Source organism: Granulicatella sp. WM01 (assembly GCF_004570605.1).
Classification (GTDB): Bacteria; Bacillota; Bacilli; order Lactobacillales; family Aerococcaceae; genus WM01.
This window is the reverse complement of sequence record NZ_SPPB01000034.1, coordinates 1-20,498: the sequence shown is the minus strand read 5'-3', so window position 1 is coordinate 20,498 and position 20,498 is coordinate 1. Positions and strand designations below refer to the sequence as shown.

The following is a 20,498-nucleotide window of genomic DNA, read 5'->3' as shown; positions in this document are numbered from 1 at the left end:
ACGAGGGACTAATGAAAATCACAATGGTTTAATTCGAGAATTTTTACCAAAGGGAAAATCATTTAATTTAGTACCTATTCAAATGATAACAACTATACAAAATGCGTTAAATAATAGACCTAGACGTATACTAGACTATGATACACCTCATACTATGTTTAATCGTTTGTGTGCAACGACATAAACTATAACAGAATAGGTGTAACCGTAAAGGCTCGCTACGCTAATACCTTGACCGTTACACCTATTCCATTACAAAACAACTATGTCGCACACAGACATAGACTGTGACTTTAGTATTTTTCATGTACTGTTGCACTTGGCTTTACAATTCGAGTACATAAAATTTCATTTAAAAGTATGCATAAATCTATTGACAACGCAACTGAAAACCTATACAATTATTATATTAACACATGCTAAGAAATCGCTTTTAATGTAAAGCTGTGTTTAATAATTAGGATAGATAATGATGTCGTGAAAATGTTAATTTAAGAAAGGGTGTTACTATGAAAAAATACTTTTATCAAAAAACATGTCAGTTCAGTATTAGAAAAATGTCGATAGGTGTTTGTTCAGTTATTATTGGATGTAGTTTTTTGGGGGGCAATGCTACAGTAAGCGGAAATGAATCAGTAGAATCAAGTGCGGTAGAAAATAAGATGAGTGACTCTAAAGGAGAAGAAACTAGTCTGCTTGATTATAAACCAAAGGTTCGGAATCGCCGTTCTACACAAACAGTTGATTATAAAGAATGGAGTGCTTTGTCTGGAAGTCGAGAGGGTTTAATTGAAGTTGTTGAGCAAGAAGGCATTCGTTATAATAAATTAACGTCAACTAATGAACATGATAATGGAGATAATCCTGCTTTATACGTTAAAGATGGTTTACAAGTTGATGAAAATGGAAATGCATCTGTGACAATACAATTTGTCGAATTGTCAGAAACTAATCAAGGGCGTTTTGGGGTTTTTCTAAAGTTTAAAGATACTGATAATAATATTTTTGTAGGGTATGATAGTGGCGGCTGGTTTTGGGAGTATAAATCTCCTTCAGAAAGTACATGGTATAGTGGGGGACGTGTAGCTTCACCACAGAAAAACTCTAAAAATGAGTTGACGGTTACATTAAAATCAGATGGGCAACTTAATGCAACAAATAATGGAACAAATTTATTTGATACGGTAAATTTACCACGTGCAGTTATGGATAATTTAGCAAATCAAAACAGGATTGCATTAAAAACAGCTAGTTATGGTAATGAAATAACAAGTGTTCTTATTAAAACAGATAATCAAGAGAATGTTTCGCCAGATACTTCTTCAACAAATCAAGAAACTTCTCCAGAAGTAGACGATAGTCACATTGTGTATGATACTATTCAATCAGATGTATTGCAGGCTAAGATTGATACGACTTTTCCACGTATTAAACAATACGAGTATAAAGGGAATATAATGTATGGACAAGTGGCACTTAGTAACAAAGTGGTCATTAATGGACATGATATTGAACCACGTGTAGAGTATCGTAAGTTAGATGAATCAACAGCAGAGTATGTTTTACATGTCAATAAAGACGAGGAAAAAATTAATGCTGATATTACGGTACGTGTGAAGATTGAAGGGAATCAGATGCATTATGATGTGACAAATATTGTCAATCACAATGAAGTTGTCTATGGACAAACAATTGATGACACAAAGAAATTATTGTCTAGTTTGAATTTTTTAAGCGTTCCTTTAGTTTCAGTATCTAGTGAACAAGTACAAGCTAAATTTGACGGAGCTAGAATGTCGAATAATACGCATATTTCAGGAGATGTGCATATTGATGTGACTAATCCTATGGCGGAATTTCAAAATGGATTTATGTATGGATTTGTATCAAGCGATAAAGTGGCAGCAGGTGTTTGGAGTAATTCTCAACATAGTTATGGTGGCGGATCAAATGACTTTACACGTTTAACAGTCTATAAACAAACAATCGGCAATAAAAATTATGTAGGTATAGCTAGTTCTCCTTGGGAATGGCAAAAAGCCTATCAAAACGTAGTGTATCCTGAATATACATTGGAGTTACCACGTGCTAAGGTAGTTTTTACAGAAGATATAAACCAAGATAATGTTGTGGATTGGCAAGATGGTGCGATTGCTTATCGTGATATTATGAATAATCCAAAAGGCTGGGAAAAAGTTAAAGATATTGCAGCGTATCGTATTGCAATGAATTTTGGTTCGCAAGCACAAAATCCGTTTTTAATGACTTTGGACGGCATTAAAAAAATAGCCTTACACACAGACGGACTAGGGCAAGGTATATTATTAAAAGGCTATGGATCAGAAGGGCATGATTCAGGGCATTTGAATTATGCTGATATAGGTAGACGTATTGGTGGCACAGAGGATTTTAAAACATTAATTGAAAAATCTAAAGCATACGGAGCAAATTTAGGTATTCATGTGAATGCATCGGAAACATATCCAGAGTCAAAATATTTTAGTGAAGATATTTTACGAAAAGATGTTAACGGGAATTATAATTATGGATGGAATTGGTTAGATCAAGGCATTAACATTGATGCAGCCTACGATTTAGCCCATAATCGCTTAAAGCGTTGGCAAGATTTGAAAGCAGAGTTAGGCGAGGGATTAGATTTCATTTACGTTGACGTATGGGGAAATGGACAATCAGGCGATAATGGTGCTTGGGCAACTCATGTTTTAGCAAAAGAAATAATGCAACAGGGATGGCGTTTTGCTATTGAATGGGGGCATGGTGGAGAGTATGATTCAACATTTCAACATTGGGCAGCTGATTTAACGTATGGTGGATTTACAAATAAAGGCATTAATAGTGCTATAACACGCTTTATTCGTAATCATCAAAAAGATTCGTGGAATGGTGACTACCCTGCATACGGTGGTGCGGCTAATTATCCATTATTAGGTGGATATAGTATGAAAGATTTTGAGGGTTGGCAAGGCAGAAGTGACTATAACGGGTATGTTACTAATTTATTTGCACATGATTTGATGACGAAATATATCCAACACTTTACTGTAACCAACTGGACAAATGGACAAGATGTGACAATGACCGATAACGGAAGCACATATAAATGGACTCCAGAAATGGAAATAAAATTAAAAGATGAGTCTAATAATCAATTAGTGATTACACGTCAATCAAATGATGTTAATAGCCCATTGTATCGTCAACGTACGGTGCGCTTGAATGGTCGTGTTATTCAAGACGGCACAGCGTATTTAGTTCCTTGGAATTGGGATGCAAATGGTAATGTGTTGCCGAAAGATAAAGAGAAGTTGTATTATTTTAATACACAAACAGGGCAAACTACATGGCAAATCCCATCAGATTGGGCAACTAATCAAGTGTATTTATATAAATTAAGCGATTTAGGGAAAGTGGAAGAAACACCTGTTCCGGTGGTTAATGGCAATATTTCGTTGGACGTGTTGGCAAATCAAGCGTATGTCATTTATAAAACACCACAGACAAATACTGAGATGTCTTGGAGTGAGGGCATGCACATTTATGACCAAGGATTTAATAGTGGAACGTTAGACCATTGGACAATATCAGGAGATAGTCATCATGCACAACTTGTGAAGTCGCAAGGGGCAAATGATATGTTGCGTATTCAAGACAATACACAGACGGTTACACTTAGCCAAAAATTGACAGACTTAAAACCAAATACAACGTATGCGGCTTATGTAGGCGTAGATAACCGTAGTGAGTCCAAAGCACTATTAAGCGTTCATACGGGAGAAAAAGAAATCAGTAATTATACAAAACAGTCTATTGCATTAAACTATGTTCAAGCCTATGCACATAATACAAGAAGAGATAATGCAACAGTGGATAATTCAAGTTATTTCCAAAATATGTATGTTTATTTTACAACTGGTAGCGATGTATCCAATGTGACGTTAAGTTTGTCCAAAGAAGTAGGTACAGGGGCCACTTATTTTGATGATATTCGTGTTTTTGAAAACAATTCTGCAATGTATGCTGATGCTCACGATACATCAACAAGTAAATTTACACAAAATTTTGAAGATGTTGCACAAGGTATTTTCCCATTTGTTATTGGAAATGTTGAAGGCGTTCAAGATAATCGGACACACTTATCTGAAAAACATGCTCCTTATACACAACGTGGGTGGAATGGAAAAAAAGTTGATGATGTTATTGATGGAAATTGGTCTTTGAAAACAAATGGCTTAGTTTCACGACAAAGTTTGGTGTATCAAACTATTCCACAAAATTATAGATTTGAAGCTGGAAAAACATATCGTGTAACATTTGATTATGAATCCGGTTCAGATAATACGTATGCTTTTGTGGTTGGTGAGGGGAAATACAGACAAGCAAGTGATTTACAAATGAACCTTTTAAGCAATACATGGAGTGATTCTGATAAAGCTAAACGTGTTAGTTTCTTAGTTACAGGTGCTCCAAGTGGTGAAAGTTGGATAGGGATTTATTCAACAGGACATGCATCAAATACACACGGAGATTCAGGCGGGAATGCAAACTTTAGAGGTTATAATGATTTTATTTTAGATAATCTAGTTATTGAAGAAATTGAGATGACTGGTGCACTTTTAGTAGAGAGTGCCTTAAAAAATTACACTGGGCTTGCTGCAATGGATAACTATACACAAGACAGTTTAGATGCTGTGCGTGAAGCATTAGTTGCATTAAAAATAAGTGATCCAAATATTTCACTAGAAGATGCTAAAACATTAATTCAAACCTTGAATGATGCTATTGCTCATTTGGTACCTAAAAAGACAACTGTATTAGCAAATGAGATTGAAATAGCTGAGGCATTGGCACAATCCGGAGAGGGAATTGAAAAAGCATTTGACGGAGATTTATCAACACTATGGCATACACCTTGGAGTGGTGGACATATTAATACACCGGCAACAATTGTATTGCGTGAACCTACAGACATTACAAAATTAGAATATGTCCCTAGACAATCTGGTCATAATGGTATTTTAAGAAATGTTACTGTAACTATTACAGATGATCAAGGTCAAGAACATCTATTTACTGGTGAAAATTGGGCAAATAATGCAACGACTAAAGTGATAGAATTTGGCAAGACAATAAAAGCTAAAAAAATAGTATTTGTAGGGACATCTTCTTATGGAGATACTGCCGATACGTTCCAATCAGCTGCTGAAATACGCTTAGTAACACCAAGTCAAGAGGATAAGCCAATAAATATGACACAGTATACTAAGGTGTTAGAACAACTCCGTTTTATTAATGAAAAAGAAGAAGTAGACAGTATTCAAGCAATTAAAGAATTTATTGAGGAGCTCATTCGTGAAAAATTATTAACACAATCAATTCTCGATAACTATACACATTATTTATCTCAATTTAAACAACATGATGTTCTTGGTGAAGGGACAAAGACAGAAAACGTACGCTTAGACACTGTAACAGAGAGTATTGATTTTAAAGTTGTTGAAAGAGAGAATCCGAACCTAGATAAAGGGAAAACCCAAATTGTACAAGAGGGAAAAGCCGGCAAGAAAATCTACTTTGTTAAAGTCACAGAGGAAAATGGACAAGTAACAAAAGAAATTATTCAAGGTAGTGTGACTGTTGTAGAAGAAGCTATTGATAAAATAATTGAAATAGGCACAAAAAATAGTGATGAAAATCCATCACATCACACTGGTAAACCAGAAAGCAGTCCAGAAACCAAAGACAATACTGGTAAACCAGAAAGCAGTCCGGAAACCAAAGATAATACTGGTAAACCAGAAAGCAGTCCAGAAACCAAAGACAATACTGGTAAACTAGAAAGCAGTCCAGAAACCAAAGACAATACCGGTAAACCAGAAAGCAGTCCAGAAACCAAAGACAATACCGGTAAACCAGAAAGCAGTCCGGAAACCAAAGGCAATACTGATAAAACAGAAAGCACGCTAGAAATAAAAGAGAACAGTGACAAAAACAAAGAGAAACCAAAAGATAAGAAAAGTGGGCAATTACCATATACTGGAGAAAGTCAATTTTCATTTGTTGGAATAGTTTCACTAGCTCTTGGAGTATTAGGTTTTTCCTTTAGAAAACATAAAAAACAGTAATATAGCATAAAATGTAGACAATGTTTTTCATGTGAAAGACCGATATTTAATCGGTCTTTCACAAATTGGTTAAACGGCGTGCAAAAAGATTGTAAGCAGGCTATCAATAGTCATAACTGATTAAACATAATTAATTAACATGCTAATAGCTAGTGTATGCAGATAGAAAATAATGGGTGTTGACTTTTTTTGTAGAACACTTTAGCATGTAGATATAGATATTGAAAGGGGAATTGTCATGACACTAGACTTAAACGTGAGATTTAAAGAAGTGTTTGGGAATAAAGCAGATTATCAATTTTTTGCACCCGGACGCATCAATTTAATAGGAGAGCACACCGATTATAATGGAGGCTATGTGTTTCCATGTGCCATTACACTAGGAACGTATGCACTTATTCGATTACGTCAAGATAACGTCATTAGAGCATACTCTGAAAACTTTTCTTCAGATAGCATAAAAACGATTTCTTTAGATAATTTAAATCATCAAGAAAGTGAAAATTGGACTAATTATATTAAAGGAGTAGTGTATTACTTACAAGAACAAGGCTATCGTTTGCCGCATGGTTTTGACGTGTTGTTTTATGGCAATATTCCAAATGGTGCAGGGTTATCATCTTCAGCATCATTTGAACTATTAGTTGGCACTGCGATTAAACACATATTTAATTTTCACATTGACATGCTAGAACTCGTTAAATTAGGAAAACGTGTTGAAAATGAGTTTATTGGAGTAAACTCTGGCATTATGGACCAATTTGCTGTTGGAATGAGTCAAGAAAATCATGCTATTATGCTAGATTGTAACACATTACAGTATGAACTGGTTCCAGTCGATTTAGGAGAATATACTATTGTTATTATGAACACAAATAAACGTCGTGAACTAGCTGATTCTAAATATAACGAACGTTTTAGTGAAACACGACAAGCCTTGGCTGAAATTCAGGAGCATTTGCCTATTCAGACGTTAGCCGATTTGACTATGGAACAATTTGAAAAAGTTAAACATGTCCTATCAACTGATACACTAGTGAAAAGAGCCCGCCATGCTGTGAGTGAAAATCAACGTGTTATTGAAGCTGTAGCATACTTAAAAGAGAATAATTTAGTTGCATTTGGTGAACTTATGAAACAATCTCATCTCTCTACAGAGCTAGACTATGAAGTAACAGGAAAAGAATTAGATACATTAGTTCATACAGCATGGGAACAAGATGGTGTCCTAGGGGCTAGAATGACAGGAGCTGGATTTGGTGGATGTGCCATTGCACTTGTTCATTGTGATAATGTAGAAGACTTTAAAACAAAAGTCGGAAAAATCTATACAGACACAATAGGTTATGCACCAGATTTTTATATTGCTCAAACAAGTAATGGAGCAGGTTTTTTAGAGTAGGAGCATATATGATTGATAATATTTTATTTACGTTTGTGAAAATGGCAATCCGAAAACAGTATATAAATCATTTAGACGAAATTGTCGTGACAAATGCTCTGTTGCATGCTCTACATAAAGAAGATTTCAATCCAACAGAAGAAATTAAAGATTCCTCGCTTAGTTTATTAGACTTAAAAGAAACATTAGTAGAGTATGCATTAAAGCAGCGCATCATTGAAGATAGTACTTCACAAAAAGAGCAATTTGGTGCGTATATCATGTCGTTCATTACGCCGTTACCGTCAGTCTTGAATACAACCTTTTGGGAAAAATATGCCTATAATCCCCAAGAGGCTACAGACTATTTTTATACACTAAGTCAAGAAAATGATTATATCAAAACAAAGGATATTGCTAAAAATCAACAGTTTTTTTATGACGGAAAATACGGTACATTGCATATTACAATAAATTTATCTAAACCTGAAAAAGATCCTAAAGATATTGTATTAGCTAGTCAGCATCAATCCGTAAATTATCCTGTATCACAATTAACAATGACTAATGAAGGATATTATGGACGAATTAACCATCCTGCTAGAAGTCAACATCGTCTAGTGAGAGTCAATGTAAATGGAGAAAATTGGGGGTTACAATATTCGCCATACGCATATTTTAATGAACATTGTATTTTTTTAAGCCAAGATGTTAGACCAATGCATATTGATAGAGCATGTTTTTCTAATTTATTGCATTTGGTTAGGCAATTTCCACACTATTTTGTTGGATCAAATGCAGGTCTGCCTATTGTAGGAGGATCAATATTATCACATGACCATTATCAAGCTGGACGTTTTACATTCCCTATGGAATTAGCCAGTATAGATTATAGTGTAGAGATTAAAGGGGTTAAAGTTAGTGTTTTAAATTGGCCAATGACTACTTTACGTTTAGAAAGTGCAAATAAGGATACTTTGTTAGATGTAGCAGAACATATTTTATCCCGTTGGAAAAACTATACAAATGAAGATTTACATATTTTGTCACATACCCATGGAGAAATGCATAATACAATAACACCCATTGCTCGTCTAAAAGAAAATATTTATGAATTAGATTTGGTATTGCGGAACAATCGCACGTCAGAACAATATCCAGACGGCATTTTTCATCCACACCCAGAAGTACAGCATATAAAAAAAGAAAATATTGGATTAATTGAAGTCATGGGCTTAGCCATTTTGCCTCCAAGATTAAAATCAGAGTTGCAAGAAGTTGAGGAATATTTACTCGGAAAACAAACACAAGTGGCTGCTATCCATCAAGAATGGGCAGAGCATTTAGCAAAAGGAACAGATCGTTTGAGTGTTAGACAAGAAATCGAACGTGGAGTTGGAGAAGTGTTTGAAAAAGTGTTGGAGCATGCAGGAGTATTCAAAAGAGATGAACAGGGACAAAGAGCATTGAAAGATTTTGTAGAAAGTTTAAAGTGGTGATTAAATGATAACTTCAAAAAAAATAGCGACATATCAAGAGCAAGATGTCTTTAGCTACACACTAACAAATAAGAATGGCTACCGTGTAACAGTGATGAATTACGGAGCAACTGTCTTGGAGTATAGTGTGCCTAATCGAGAAAATAAACCTCAAAACATTGTGCTTCATTATGAAAAATTTGAACACTATATTCAAAACAACCCTAAACTTGGAGCATGTATTGGGCCAGTAGCAGGCAGGCTAGAGCATGGGAGATTTTCATTAAATGGGAAAGTCTATCAACTTGAACAAAATAATCTAGGCAATCATTTGCATGGAGGAAAAGATGGCCTGTCTGATACACTTTTTCAAGTAAGTGAGATGAGTGAGCAAAAAATTACATTTTATACTGAAAGAAAAGACGGTACAGGAGGGTATCCTGGAAATGTATGCATTTGGGTAAGCTATGAACTAAGTCAAAGAGGAGAGTTACACATTTCATATCAAGCAAAAACGGACAAAGATACGCTTTTTAATCCAACTAATCACACCTATTTTAATATTAATGATATGAAAGAGCCAATTGACAATACATCAATCCAACTAAAAACAAATGGCTATACCATACTAAAAAATGATAACATTCCTACAGGAGAAATTGATAATCAAGCTACATTTCTAACGGCTATGAAAAAAGGTGTTCTATTTAAAGACCTTTTCAAACAAGAGCATGCTCAATTGTTAGAGAGAAATGGACTAGACCATGCGTTTGTCTTAGAAGAGGCGGACGTATCTGCACTACTGTATTGTGAGAAAACAGGTATCCATTTACAAATGAAAACAGATGCTCCAGCATTAGTGATTTATACAGCAAATGGATATGAGGATAATGAGCCATTGATTAGTGGTGTTAAGCCATTTGCACATAACGGAGTGGCATTGGAAACACAAATTTTACCAGATGCCATTCATCAGGAAAACTTTGGAAATATTATTTTAAAAGCTGGAGAAGTGTTTTCGAGTAGCACAGTCTACTATGCGTATACTAAATGATTATTATGTGAAGAATAAGACGTGTAATGAAAGGAGAAATATTATGAGTACATCAAAATACAAATTTTTAGTTTTTTCAATAGTTATATTCCCTATTTTATTAAAATTTATTAGTCAATTTACATATATAGTTTATATTCATATTGATATTGATAATGATTTGATATTATTTTGTTCAATTTTATATGTCATTTCTGTGCTACTTTATATTTTTAAAGATAGAATTTTAAAAAATAAAAATGATGATTAATAGATTTTCAGTATAGTTGAAATGATTATGCTAAGACTTATTAACGTCATGCGTACAATTATTAAAGAGAAATAACTATTTCATGAAGAGTATTTTAAGAAGTGAGTAGAATTAACATGATAGGATAAAATGTTAATTTTACTCACTTTTTCTTGTTCTAAAAAGATATTTTACGCCAAAATGCTGACGAAACGCTTGTTTCGTTTATCGCATTTTAGTCGTGCGAGCACTTTTTCATCGCTCATAAGTATATGGAGTTGAGTTCGATGTCGCACTCGCTTGAAAAACGTTGTTAGTCGCTCATATTCAGTTGTCGCTATGCGACAGATTGAATATGGAACGCTCCGGCACAATTTTTTCATCGCTCATAAGCACACGATTTTTCACATCCTGGAGTTGAGTTCGGAAAGGTACTCACTTGAAAAAGATGTGTTCGCTCCAAAATGCTGTGTGTTATGTACACGTCGCATTTTAGTCGCTCCAGCACTTTTATCTTCGTTCGTGTCACACCTTTCCTCACATCCTGGAGTTGAGTTCGATTTCGCACTCGCTTGAAAAACGTTGTTAGTCGCTCATATTCAGTTGTCGCTATACGACAGATTGAATATGGAACGCTCCGGCACAATTTTTTCAGCGTTCGTAACGCACGACATCTCACATCCTTTTATTTGTATTATTTTCTTTGACGTTTTATAATGGTATACATTCTACCGTGAGGAGGATAGGAGTATGAAAATTATTGGCCGCTTATGGTGGTTTTTTAAATTGGAGAAAAAACGATATATTTTAGGGATTTTTGCACTTAGTTTGGTGAGTGTTACTAACTTGCTGCCACCTATAGCCATAGGGAATATCGTAGATAGTATTGCATCACAGCAATTGACTCATGGAGATTTGTTCAAGAATTTGATGTTATTAATCGCTTCAGCATTTGCAATGTATTATTTACGGTATGTATGGCGTAAATATATTTTAGGGACAGCTAGTCGCTTAGGACGTTTGCTTAGAACGCAATTATTCGTGCATTTTACTAAAATGCCCCCTGCGTTTTATCAAAAATATCGAACAGGTGATTTAATGGCACATGCAACAAATGATATTAATGCCTTAACCCAGTTAGCTGGGGGTGGTGTTATGTCGGCAGTTGATGCATCAATCACCGCTTTAGTCACACTTTTAACGATGTTTTTTATGTTGTCTTGGAAGTTGACGTTAATTGCGATTTTACCGTTGCCATTTATGGCTTGGGCGACTAATCGTTTATCGTACCGGTTGCATCTGGCGTTTAAAGATTCTCAAATGGCTTTTTCTGAGTTAAATAATACTGTTCAGGAAAGTGTTTCTGGTATAAAAGTAACCAAGTCCTTTGGCTATCAAAAGGCAGAAACAGAAAACTTTGCTAAAATTAATCAGTATGTTTTCCGCAAAAATATGAAAACTGCGGCACATAACACGCTTTTTCAACCTGTGACACTTCTTTTTTTAGGAGCAAGTTACACATTAACACTATTGTTTGGTGGATACCTTATTCAGCAAGGGGAGTTTACACTTGGGGAACTGATAACATTCATGACGTATTTAGATATGCTTGTTTGGCCATTGAATGCAGTAGGTTGGTTATTTAATATTATGCAACGAGGGAGCGTATCGTATAATCGTATTATGAATGTTTTATCAGAAAAAAGTGATGTTGTTGAGGCTGAACACCCTATTTCACATATTAAAAATGGGAAGTTGAATTTCCATATTGATCAGTTTGCGTATCAACATGAGCCAGTTTTACGACATATTGATTTTTCTCTAGAGGCAGGAAAGACATTGGGAATTGTCGGGCAGACAGGATCAGGGAAAACAACGTTATTAAAATTACTATTGAGAGAAATTGATGTTATAGACGGTGCTATCACACTAGATGGACATAACATTAAAGAGTACCGTTTACATGATTTACGACGCTTAATGGGATATGTGCCTCAGGAATCGTTGCTATTTGCGACAAGTATTGCACAAAATATTAGCTTTGGTGATGTAACAATGTCACAAGATGTTATTCAAGAGAATGCAAAGTTAACACAAATTTATGATGATATTGTTGCAATGGAGCATGGATTTGATACAGTGATTGGAGAAAGAGGCGTATCTCTTTCAGGAGGACAAAAACAGCGTATTGCTATAAGTAGAGCCCTTGCATTAAATCCAGATATTTTGTTATTAGATGATTCATTAAGTGCTGTTGATGCCAAAACAGAAGATCGTATTTTAACTAATTTAAAAGAAAATCGTTCAGGAAAAACAACTATTATTACAGCACATCGCTTGAGTGCAGTAATTCATGCAGATTTAATCATTGTCCTACAAGGAGGACGAATTATTGAGCGTGGAACACATGATGAATTAATTCGTGAAAAAGGCTGGTATTATACCACTTATCAATCACAAAAATTAGAAGATGAAAGGAGTTACCATGACTAATCAGAATAAAACAAAAAAAGTATCATATCGTAAAGTCTTTTTTAAATTACTGAAATATATGTTTGTATATAAGTGGACAATGATAGCGGCACTTCTTTTTCTAGTGGTCATGTCTATTGTGGAGAGCACAATTCCTTTAGTGGCTAGACATTATATTGATACATATCTAGTCCATCAAGATACTCCAACATTTCATGTAGGTCTTTTAGCTGGTTACTATGCCTTATTTGTCTTGCAGTTAGTATTAACATATACAGGCAGTCTGTTATTTGCTAGAGTATCATTTAGTGTAGTTAGAGATATTAGACAAGATGCCTTTTCGAACTTGCAGCAATTAAACATGCAATATTTCGATAGAACACCTTCTGGAAGTATTGTGGCACGGATTACAAATGATACACAAGCTATAGCTACTATGTTTAGCGATATTTTGAGTGCATTTATTCGGGCAAGTTTTGTTTTTAGTGCAACGCTATATACTATGCTTAGCTTAGACTGGAGTGTTACATTAATGATTGTCATCCTTTTGCCAATCGTTATCATGTGTGTCAGCATATATAGGAAATTATCGACACCTTTGGTTATGGCGACACGTAGCCGTTTGAGTGATTTGAATGTTAAATTGGCAGAAAGTATTGAGGGTATGCGGATTATTCAAGCTTTTGGTCAAGAACAACGTTTAATTGATGAATTTGAAACCATTAATCAAGAACATTTGATGTATGCTAATCGTACAATCATTATGGATAGTTTGATGCTCAGACCAGCAATGTCGCTATTAAAATTATTAGCGTATGCGTTATTAATGGCATATTTTGGGATAACTTGGCAAACCTTAGGGATAAGTGCAGGTCTTATTTATGCGTTTATTCAATACATCAATCGTTTATTTAATCCACTCATTCAATTAACACAAAATTACTCGCAATTACAAACATCTGTTATTGCTGCAAAACGTGTATTTGATATTATTGAACGCCAAGACTATGAACCAGAACAACGAAAAAGTACGGCGCAGATTAAACAAGGCAATATTGAATTTAAAGATGTGTGCTTTAGTTATGACGGGCAAACGCAAGTATTAAATCATGTTAGCTTTAGTGTAAAACAAGGGGAAACCATTGCTTTTGTAGGACACACTGGATCAGGAAAATCCTCAATTATTAATGTATTTATGCGATTTTATGAATTTGAGCAAGGACAAATTTTGATTGACGGTGTAGATATTAAAGAATACGCTCAAGAAGAATTAAGGAAAAATGTTGGGTTAGTGTTGCAGGATCCGTTCCTATTTCACGGAACAATTCAAAGCAACATTGCCATGTATCAAAATCTTTCAGATCAAGATGTTGAGGCGGCAGCTAAGTTTGTTGATGCTCATCAATTTATTATGCAACTTCCAAAACAATACAGTGAACCTGTTACAGAAAGAGGAAGTACATTGTCCAGTGGGCAGCGACAATTATTAGCATTTGCAAGAACAATGGCTATGCAGCCTAAAATTTTAATTTTGGACGAAGCAACGGCAAATATTGACTCAGAAACGGAAGAAACTATTCAATGTTCCTTGGCTAAGATGCGAAAAGGGCGGACAACTATTGCAATTGCGCACCGTTTATCAACTATTCAAGACGCCAATTGTATTTATGTGTTGGATAAAGGTGTTATTATAGAACAAGGGACGCATGAAGAATTATTGCAGCGTAAAGGAACTTATTACACAATGTATCAATTGCAAGCTGGTGCATTGAGAAAAGATGAATAGGAACTAAATGGAATGGCTTTAAACAAGGGGGATACTCTTTGATTTAAAGCTGTTTTTCTTAGGTGAGTGTTAGGGAGAATGCATGGATACATTTGTGTGATAATTAATGTAAACGATTTAGAGTGCTCTTTTTTGTAAGTTTTAAAAATTATGATATAATGAGCATGGGTATTTGTAAATAAGTGTGTAAACTAATGAATAAATATGAAAAAGGAGCAAATGTATGAAAAAAATTCTTGTTGTTGATGATGAAAAATCAATTGCAGAAATTGTGAAATTTAATCTCGTTAAAGAGGGATATGATGTACATGTTGCCTTTGATGGTGAAGAAGCCGTTGAAATGGTCAATAAAATTGATCCAGACTTGATGTTATTAGATTTGATGTTACCAAAAATGGATGGACTAGAAGTTTGTCGAACTGTTCGTCAAACTCATGATATGCCAATTATTATGGTGACAGCAAAAGATTCTGAAATTGATAAAGTATTAGGGTTAGAATTAGGTGCCGATGATTATGTCACAAAACCATTTTCTAATCGTGAATTAGTAGCACGTGTGAAAGCAAATTTAAGACGAAAAACAGCAAGTGTAGCGATTAATCAAAAAGAGCCAGTAAAAGAAATTGTGCTTGGAGATTTAGTCATTCACGAAGAAGCGTATAATGTGTCAAAACGTGGAGAAGAAATCGAACTGACTCATCGAGAATTTGAATTACTACACTATTTAGCTAAACATGTCAATCAAGTAATGACACGAGAAGATTTATTGCAAAGAGTATGGGGCTATGACTATTTTGGAGATGTGCGTACGGTTGATGTGACTGTTCGCCGTTTACGCGAAAAAATTGAAGATGTACCGGGACACCCAGTGTGGTTAATGACAAGACGTGGTGTTGGATATTTTGTAAAGAGTGCTGATCAAGAATCATGATAGGTCAACAGTTATTATCCAAAAAATTTTTTCAATCTCTACATTTTAAAATTCCATTATTATTTGGGCTTTTATTCTTTGCCTCTTTTCAATTGGTTGCAACTTTATTTAACCGGCAATTAGAAGCAGAAATGGTATCGACTTTTACAACACAAATTCATAGCCGCAGTGAAACCTTGGCAACAGGTGCCACAGCACTGCTTACTAATGTAGATGATTCCTCATTACAGAGCAAAGCACATGAACTGGTAGCCTCTGGTGTTGGACGTGATGTTATTAATATTCAAATGATTAATCAAAAATCAGAAATTATTGCCGTATTAAACCAAACTGAGCAAATTAATGTAGGGATGTATATTCGTAGTTTAGATGTGTCTACTGTTTTAAAAAGAGGTGAGAGAAAAAGTCATCAATATACAATTGATGCAAATGGAACTAAGCAACGTGTTTTACGTGTGATAACACCGATTTTTTCCAGCAATCACACTATTATAGGTGCAGTGATTATAGATGCTAATATTGAGAGTGTGTATACACAACTAGAAACCATTTCTAATTTATTTATGAATATTATGATTATAGTGTTGATGTCAACTATTGTATTAGCTATTTTTGTGGCAAATCGTACGATTGCTAAGCCTGTAACGGAGATACAAAAGAAAACAGAATTGATCGCTGAAGGAGAGTACAATTCAGAAGATATTAATGTGTCGGGAAATGATGAACTAAGTCTATTGGCACGTTCGATTAATGAATTAGCCATTAAGATTAGAGAAGCAAATGCAACAACTGAATCAGAAAGACAACGTTTAGATAGTGTCTTGGCACATATGAGTGATGGTGTTATTGCAACAGATAGACGCGGCAATATTGTGATTATTAATGAAGAAGCGTTACAATTGTTAGATGAAACTAGAGAAAATGTACTGTATGCGTCCATTATGGACGTGTTTAAAATCCGTCAAAAATATACGTATCGCCAATTACTAGAAACAAAAGATGAGTTAATATTATCTATTCAAAATGAGCATGTGGAATCTATTATTAAATGTGAATTTTCTGTAATTAAGCGAGAATCAGGTTTTATTAGTGGTATTGTCTGTGTGTTGAGTGATATTACTGAACAAGAAAAAGTTGAAAGAGAACGTCGAGAATTTGTATCAAACGTTTCTCACGAATTACGTACCCCTTTAACAAGTATGCGTAGTTATACTGAAAGTTTGATAGACGGTGCTTGGCAAGATGCCGAGATTGCTCCACAATTTCTAGGGGTTATTCAGTCTGAAACAGATAGAATGATTCGCATGGTCACAGATTTGTTACTCTTATCAAAAATGGATTCTGGTCAACAAAGTTTAGAGTTTGAAATGATTGATGTTTGTCAGTTATTGCAAAATATTTTGGATAGGTTTGATATGCTGCTAAGTTCTGAAGAATACGCCCATAAGCAATATGAGATTATTAGGCATTTGAGTGATAAACCTCTTTGGATTGAGGGCGATCAAGATAAACTGATTCGTGTGATTGATAATATTTTGAATAACGCTATTAAATATTCTCCCGATGGAGGTCAAATCACGTGTCGTTTAGTTGAAAGTGGTGATAACATTGTCATTAGTGTAAGTGACCAAGGATTAGGTATCCCTAAAAAAGCTATTGCACATGTGTTTCAACGCTTCTATCGTGTTGATAAAGCACGTTCTAGAGAACAAGGTGGAACAGGATTAGGTTTAGCCATTTCAAAAGATGTGATTGAGTTGCATGGTGGTAAAATTTGGGCGACAAGTATTGAAAACCAAGGATCTACATTTTTTATTTCATTGAAAAAAGTTGATTTCTTTGATATTGAAGAATGGGGATAAACGATAAAGCATGAGGGGTGGATAAAAAAGACCACAAAGAAACTTAACTGATTTTGCATAAGGAACTATATTTCTTATGTAAAATGACTTTTCCCACTTCCTCTTGTGTGCTTATAACACGAAATTAGAATAGAAAGTATGGAGAAAATTGTGTCTGATTGGGCAATGAAAATAAGTATGTTAGCCAGTGGAAGTACTGGTAATGTAACCTATATAGAAACACCAAAAAAGAAATTTTTAGTTGATGTTGGATTGAGTGGAAAAAAAGTCGAACAACTCATGCAACAAATTAATCGTCAACTTTGTGATGTTGATGCCATTTTTGTCACGCATGAGCATAAAGATCATATTCATGGTGTAGGTGTATTGGCAAGAAAATATGGTATGGATATTTATGCAAATGAGAAAACATGGGAAGCTATGGAAAACCAACTTGGAAAAATTGACATTGCACAAAAACATATTTTTCGTATGGGAGATACGCTCACTTTAGGAGATATTGATATTTTTAGTTATGGCGTTTCTCATGATGCCATAGCACCACAGTTTTATTCATTTCATAAAGACAATAAAAGTTTTGTGATGCTAACGGACACGGGTTATGTTAGTCAACGTTTAAAAGATGAATTACAAGGGGCAACTGCCTATCTAATGGAAAGTAACCATGATGTAGAATTATTGAGAGCTGGTAGTTATCCGTGGTCAACAAAACAACGCATTTTAGGAGATAAAGGCCATTTATCCAATGAAGATGGTGCCTTAGCAATGAGTGAGATGATTACAAAAGACACTAAACGCATTTATTTAGGGCATTTAAGTCAAGAAAATAATGATAAAATAGTCGCTAGACAAACATGTGAGTTAATTTTGAAAGAAAAAGATTTAGGTGTTAATCATGACTTTTATGTATTTGACACTCATCCAGATAAACCTACAGAACTTTTTACACTATAATTTATGAAATTTATGGTTTGTGATTGTTTTTTTAGGGCAAAAAATGGTATACTAATGGAGATATTTTAGAAGTTATAGACTAATACGGAGGGTTAAGAATGACATATATATTTATGGGCGTTGTCATCATTGGATTAGTAGCGTATGGTGCAGCGTTATACTATAGAGGGAAACAAACACAAGCCATTGTGGAAATTGATGAAAAAAAAGTAGCTGTGTTTGATATACCAGTTGATTCCGTTATTTTTAAATTAAAAAATATGCACTTATCTGGACAAACAAAACGTCTGTATGAAAGTTGGGCATATCGTTGGGACGAGTTAGTAAAAGAACAATTACCTAATATTGAATCGCAATTAGATTTAGCAGAACAACATATTGGACAATTACATTTATTAAAATCAAAACAAATGTTGGATGAAGCTAGACGATTAGTAGATGAGGCAGAAAAAACAGCCTTTCAAATTGATGAGGCACTTCAACGTATTGTAGATAGTGAAACAAGCAATCATGAAGAAATTGAAGGTATTAGCAAAAAATATCAACAATTACGTAATAAAATATTAGCTGATAGTTTGATTTATCAAGAAGCTTTTTCAACGATTGAATCACGTTTAACAGGTATTGAGGATTTATTAGAACAGTTTAATCAACTCATGGAAGAGGCTGACTATTTAGAAGCACGTGAAGTGTTAAAAGATGTTGAGCATGCAACAGATAAATTAGAGGAAAAATTAGCAGATATTCCGCATTTATATACTATTTTAGATGAAGAATACCAAGAACAAGTTAAAGATTTACAAGATGGCTATGCTCGATTAATTCAAGAGTCATATAAATTTGAGCAAGATACTATTGAACAAGATATTGAACAAGTAGAAGCCAATATAGCATCTGCCAAAAAAGATGTGACTTCTTTAGAATTAGAAGATGCACGTGAAAAAAATGAACAGATTAGTAAACAAATTGATCGTCTATATGATATTATGGAGGCTGAAGTTGAGGCAAAAGAATTTATTCAAAATGCTCAACTAGGCTTAGAGGGACGTTTAAAACATGTGTTGGCGAATAATCGTCTTGTGATGCATGAAATTGATCGTGTGATGCAAAGTTTTGAACTGAGTGATCAAGAAGTTGAACGTGTAAGCCAATTTAAAGAAGAGCTTGAAAAAGAAGATGAGGCATTAACACATTATCGTGCTCAGCTAGCAGAACACCAAGTTGTTTATACAACAGTAAAAACATATTTTGAAGAGCTAAGTGAAAAATTAGTGCAGATTGATAAAGAACAAGCAGAGATAATGAAATCTGTATCTGGACTAAGCCAAAGAGAGCGTGAGGTGCGTGATCAATTAGATATGTTTGAAGTAGATTTACGCAATATGAAACGTGCTTTGGAAAAACAACATTTACCGGGCTTAGATAAAGTCTACTTGGATTTATTTTTTGCAACAACTAAACGTATTGAAACCTTGTCTGAAAAATTAGATCGTATTCGTATCAATATGAAAGAAATTGATGAATTTGTGGCGATGTGTACAGAAGATGTTGAGCGTTTAGATGAAGAAACAGAAAATATTATTGATAGTGCTTTATTGACGGAACAATTTATTCAATATGCTAATCGGTATCGTATGGAGCATGCTTCAGTTGAAAAAGCTATTAATGTTGCTATCAATCTATACACACATCAGTTTAAGTATGATCAGGCACGTGACACAATAGCAAGTGCGTTAAATCAAGTAGAGCGTGGGGCGACTCAACGTGTAGAACGTTTGTATTTTGAAGAAAAAAATAAACGCTCATTTTAAATAAAGTATAAAATCCCCTTAGCCTAAACGCTAGGGGATTTTTAATTCTAAACGTATTGGTGAACTCTTTGTTCACCAATACGTTGTTATATTGGCTCTTCGTCAAATTATGTTGGTAAGTAAAAATTCCAGCAAATATTAAGTTGTTTTTTCTTAATAGGGCTAATTGTTTCTTTTCGAATCGGTATGCAGTTGTCAAGGTTTATAGCGTGAGCGTGCCTTGACAATAAGCATACTGATTTGATAGACTTTTCAGCCCATATTAAGATTGTTTAAATAATTTTTCTTGCACTAAAAATACTCGAGTTCGTAAATATGTAAAATATTTAAACCCATAACTCATGCGATTTAATAATTTTATTTTTCGATTTATCCCCTCAATAACACCGTTAGAATA

Annotated in this window: 12 protein-coding genes and 1 pseudogene; 12 read left to right on the top strand and 1 reads right to left on the bottom strand. The window is 34.5% G+C overall.

Going from position 1 to position 20,498, the window contains the following annotated elements; genetic code table 11:
* The 12 genes and pseudogenes from E4T68_RS09555 to E4T68_RS05645 all read left to right on the top strand — a co-directional run.
* Window positions 1-184 (top strand): annotated as a pseudogene (locus E4T68_RS09555) (IS30 family transposase); the annotation flags it as partial.
* A gap of 325 nt (window positions 185-509) precedes the next feature.
* Window positions 510-6,143, top strand: coding sequence for an endo-alpha-N-acetylgalactosaminidase family protein (locus E4T68_RS05695; protein WP_135124984.1), 5,634 nt, complete (start codon window positions 510-512; stop codon window positions 6,141-6,143).
* Between the two features lie 238 nt (window positions 6,144-6,381).
* The gene (locus E4T68_RS05690) at window positions 6,382-7,545 is read left to right on the top strand and encodes a galactokinase (RefSeq protein ID WP_135124981.1); all 1,164 of its coding nucleotides are present in this window, start codon (window positions 6,382-6,384) and stop codon (window positions 7,543-7,545) included.
* 8 nt (window positions 7,546-7,553) lie between these two features.
* A complete protein-coding gene (locus E4T68_RS05685; protein WP_135124979.1) occupies window positions 7,554-9,023 on the top strand; it encodes a UDP-glucose--hexose-1-phosphate uridylyltransferase in 1,470 nt (489 codons plus the stop codon).
* A gap of 4 nt (window positions 9,024-9,027) precedes the next feature.
* Window positions 9,028-10,056 (top strand): aldose epimerase family protein, encoded by a 1,029-nt coding sequence (locus E4T68_RS05680; RefSeq protein WP_135124977.1) that lies wholly within the window; start codon window positions 9,028-9,030, stop codon window positions 10,054-10,056.
* Between the two features lie 43 nt (window positions 10,057-10,099).
* Window positions 10,100-10,306, top strand: coding sequence for a hypothetical protein (locus tag E4T68_RS05675; RefSeq protein WP_135124975.1), 207 nt, complete (start codon window positions 10,100-10,102; stop codon window positions 10,304-10,306).
* A 729-nt stretch (window positions 10,307-11,035) separates the two neighbouring features.
* Window positions 11,036-12,778 carry an ABC transporter ATP-binding protein gene (locus tag E4T68_RS05670; RefSeq protein WP_135124973.1) on the top strand — a complete coding sequence of 581 codons (1,743 nt, stop codon included), beginning with the start codon at window positions 11,036-11,038 and terminating at the stop codon, window positions 12,776-12,778.
* Window positions 12,771-14,543 carry an ABC transporter ATP-binding protein gene (locus E4T68_RS05665; protein WP_135124988.1) on the top strand — a complete coding sequence of 591 codons (1,773 nt, stop codon included), beginning with the start codon at window positions 12,771-12,773 and terminating at the stop codon, window positions 14,541-14,543. The genes E4T68_RS05670 and E4T68_RS05665 overlap by 8 nt, the downstream gene beginning before the upstream one ends.
* 223 nt (window positions 14,544-14,766) lie before the next feature.
* Window positions 14,767-15,474 (top strand): response regulator YycF, encoded by a 708-nt coding sequence (gene yycF, locus E4T68_RS05660; protein ID WP_135124971.1) that lies wholly within the window; start codon window positions 14,767-14,769, stop codon window positions 15,472-15,474.
* Window positions 15,471-17,336, top strand: coding sequence for a cell wall metabolism sensor histidine kinase WalK (gene walK / locus E4T68_RS05655; RefSeq protein WP_135124969.1), 1,866 nt, complete (start codon window positions 15,471-15,473; stop codon window positions 17,334-17,336). Before yycF ends, walK begins: the two co-directional genes overlap by 4 nt.
* A 138-nt stretch (window positions 17,337-17,474) precedes the next feature.
* Window positions 17,475-18,290 carry an MBL fold metallo-hydrolase gene (locus E4T68_RS05650; protein WP_167753835.1) on the top strand — a complete coding sequence of 272 codons (816 nt, stop codon included), beginning with the start codon at window positions 17,475-17,477 and terminating at the stop codon, window positions 18,288-18,290.
* Between the two features lie 98 nt (window positions 18,291-18,388).
* Complete coding sequence (locus E4T68_RS05645; protein ID WP_135124967.1) at window positions 18,389-20,101, top strand: septation ring formation regulator EzrA; 1,713 nt, start codon at window positions 18,389-18,391, stop codon at window positions 20,099-20,101.
* A 262-nt stretch (window positions 20,102-20,363) separates the two neighbouring features.
* Here E4T68_RS05645 and E4T68_RS05640 read toward each other — a convergent pair.
* Window positions 20,364-20,498 (bottom strand): transposase (locus E4T68_RS05640; protein ID WP_167753761.1); only part of this gene is annotated, 135 nt, incomplete at its 5' end.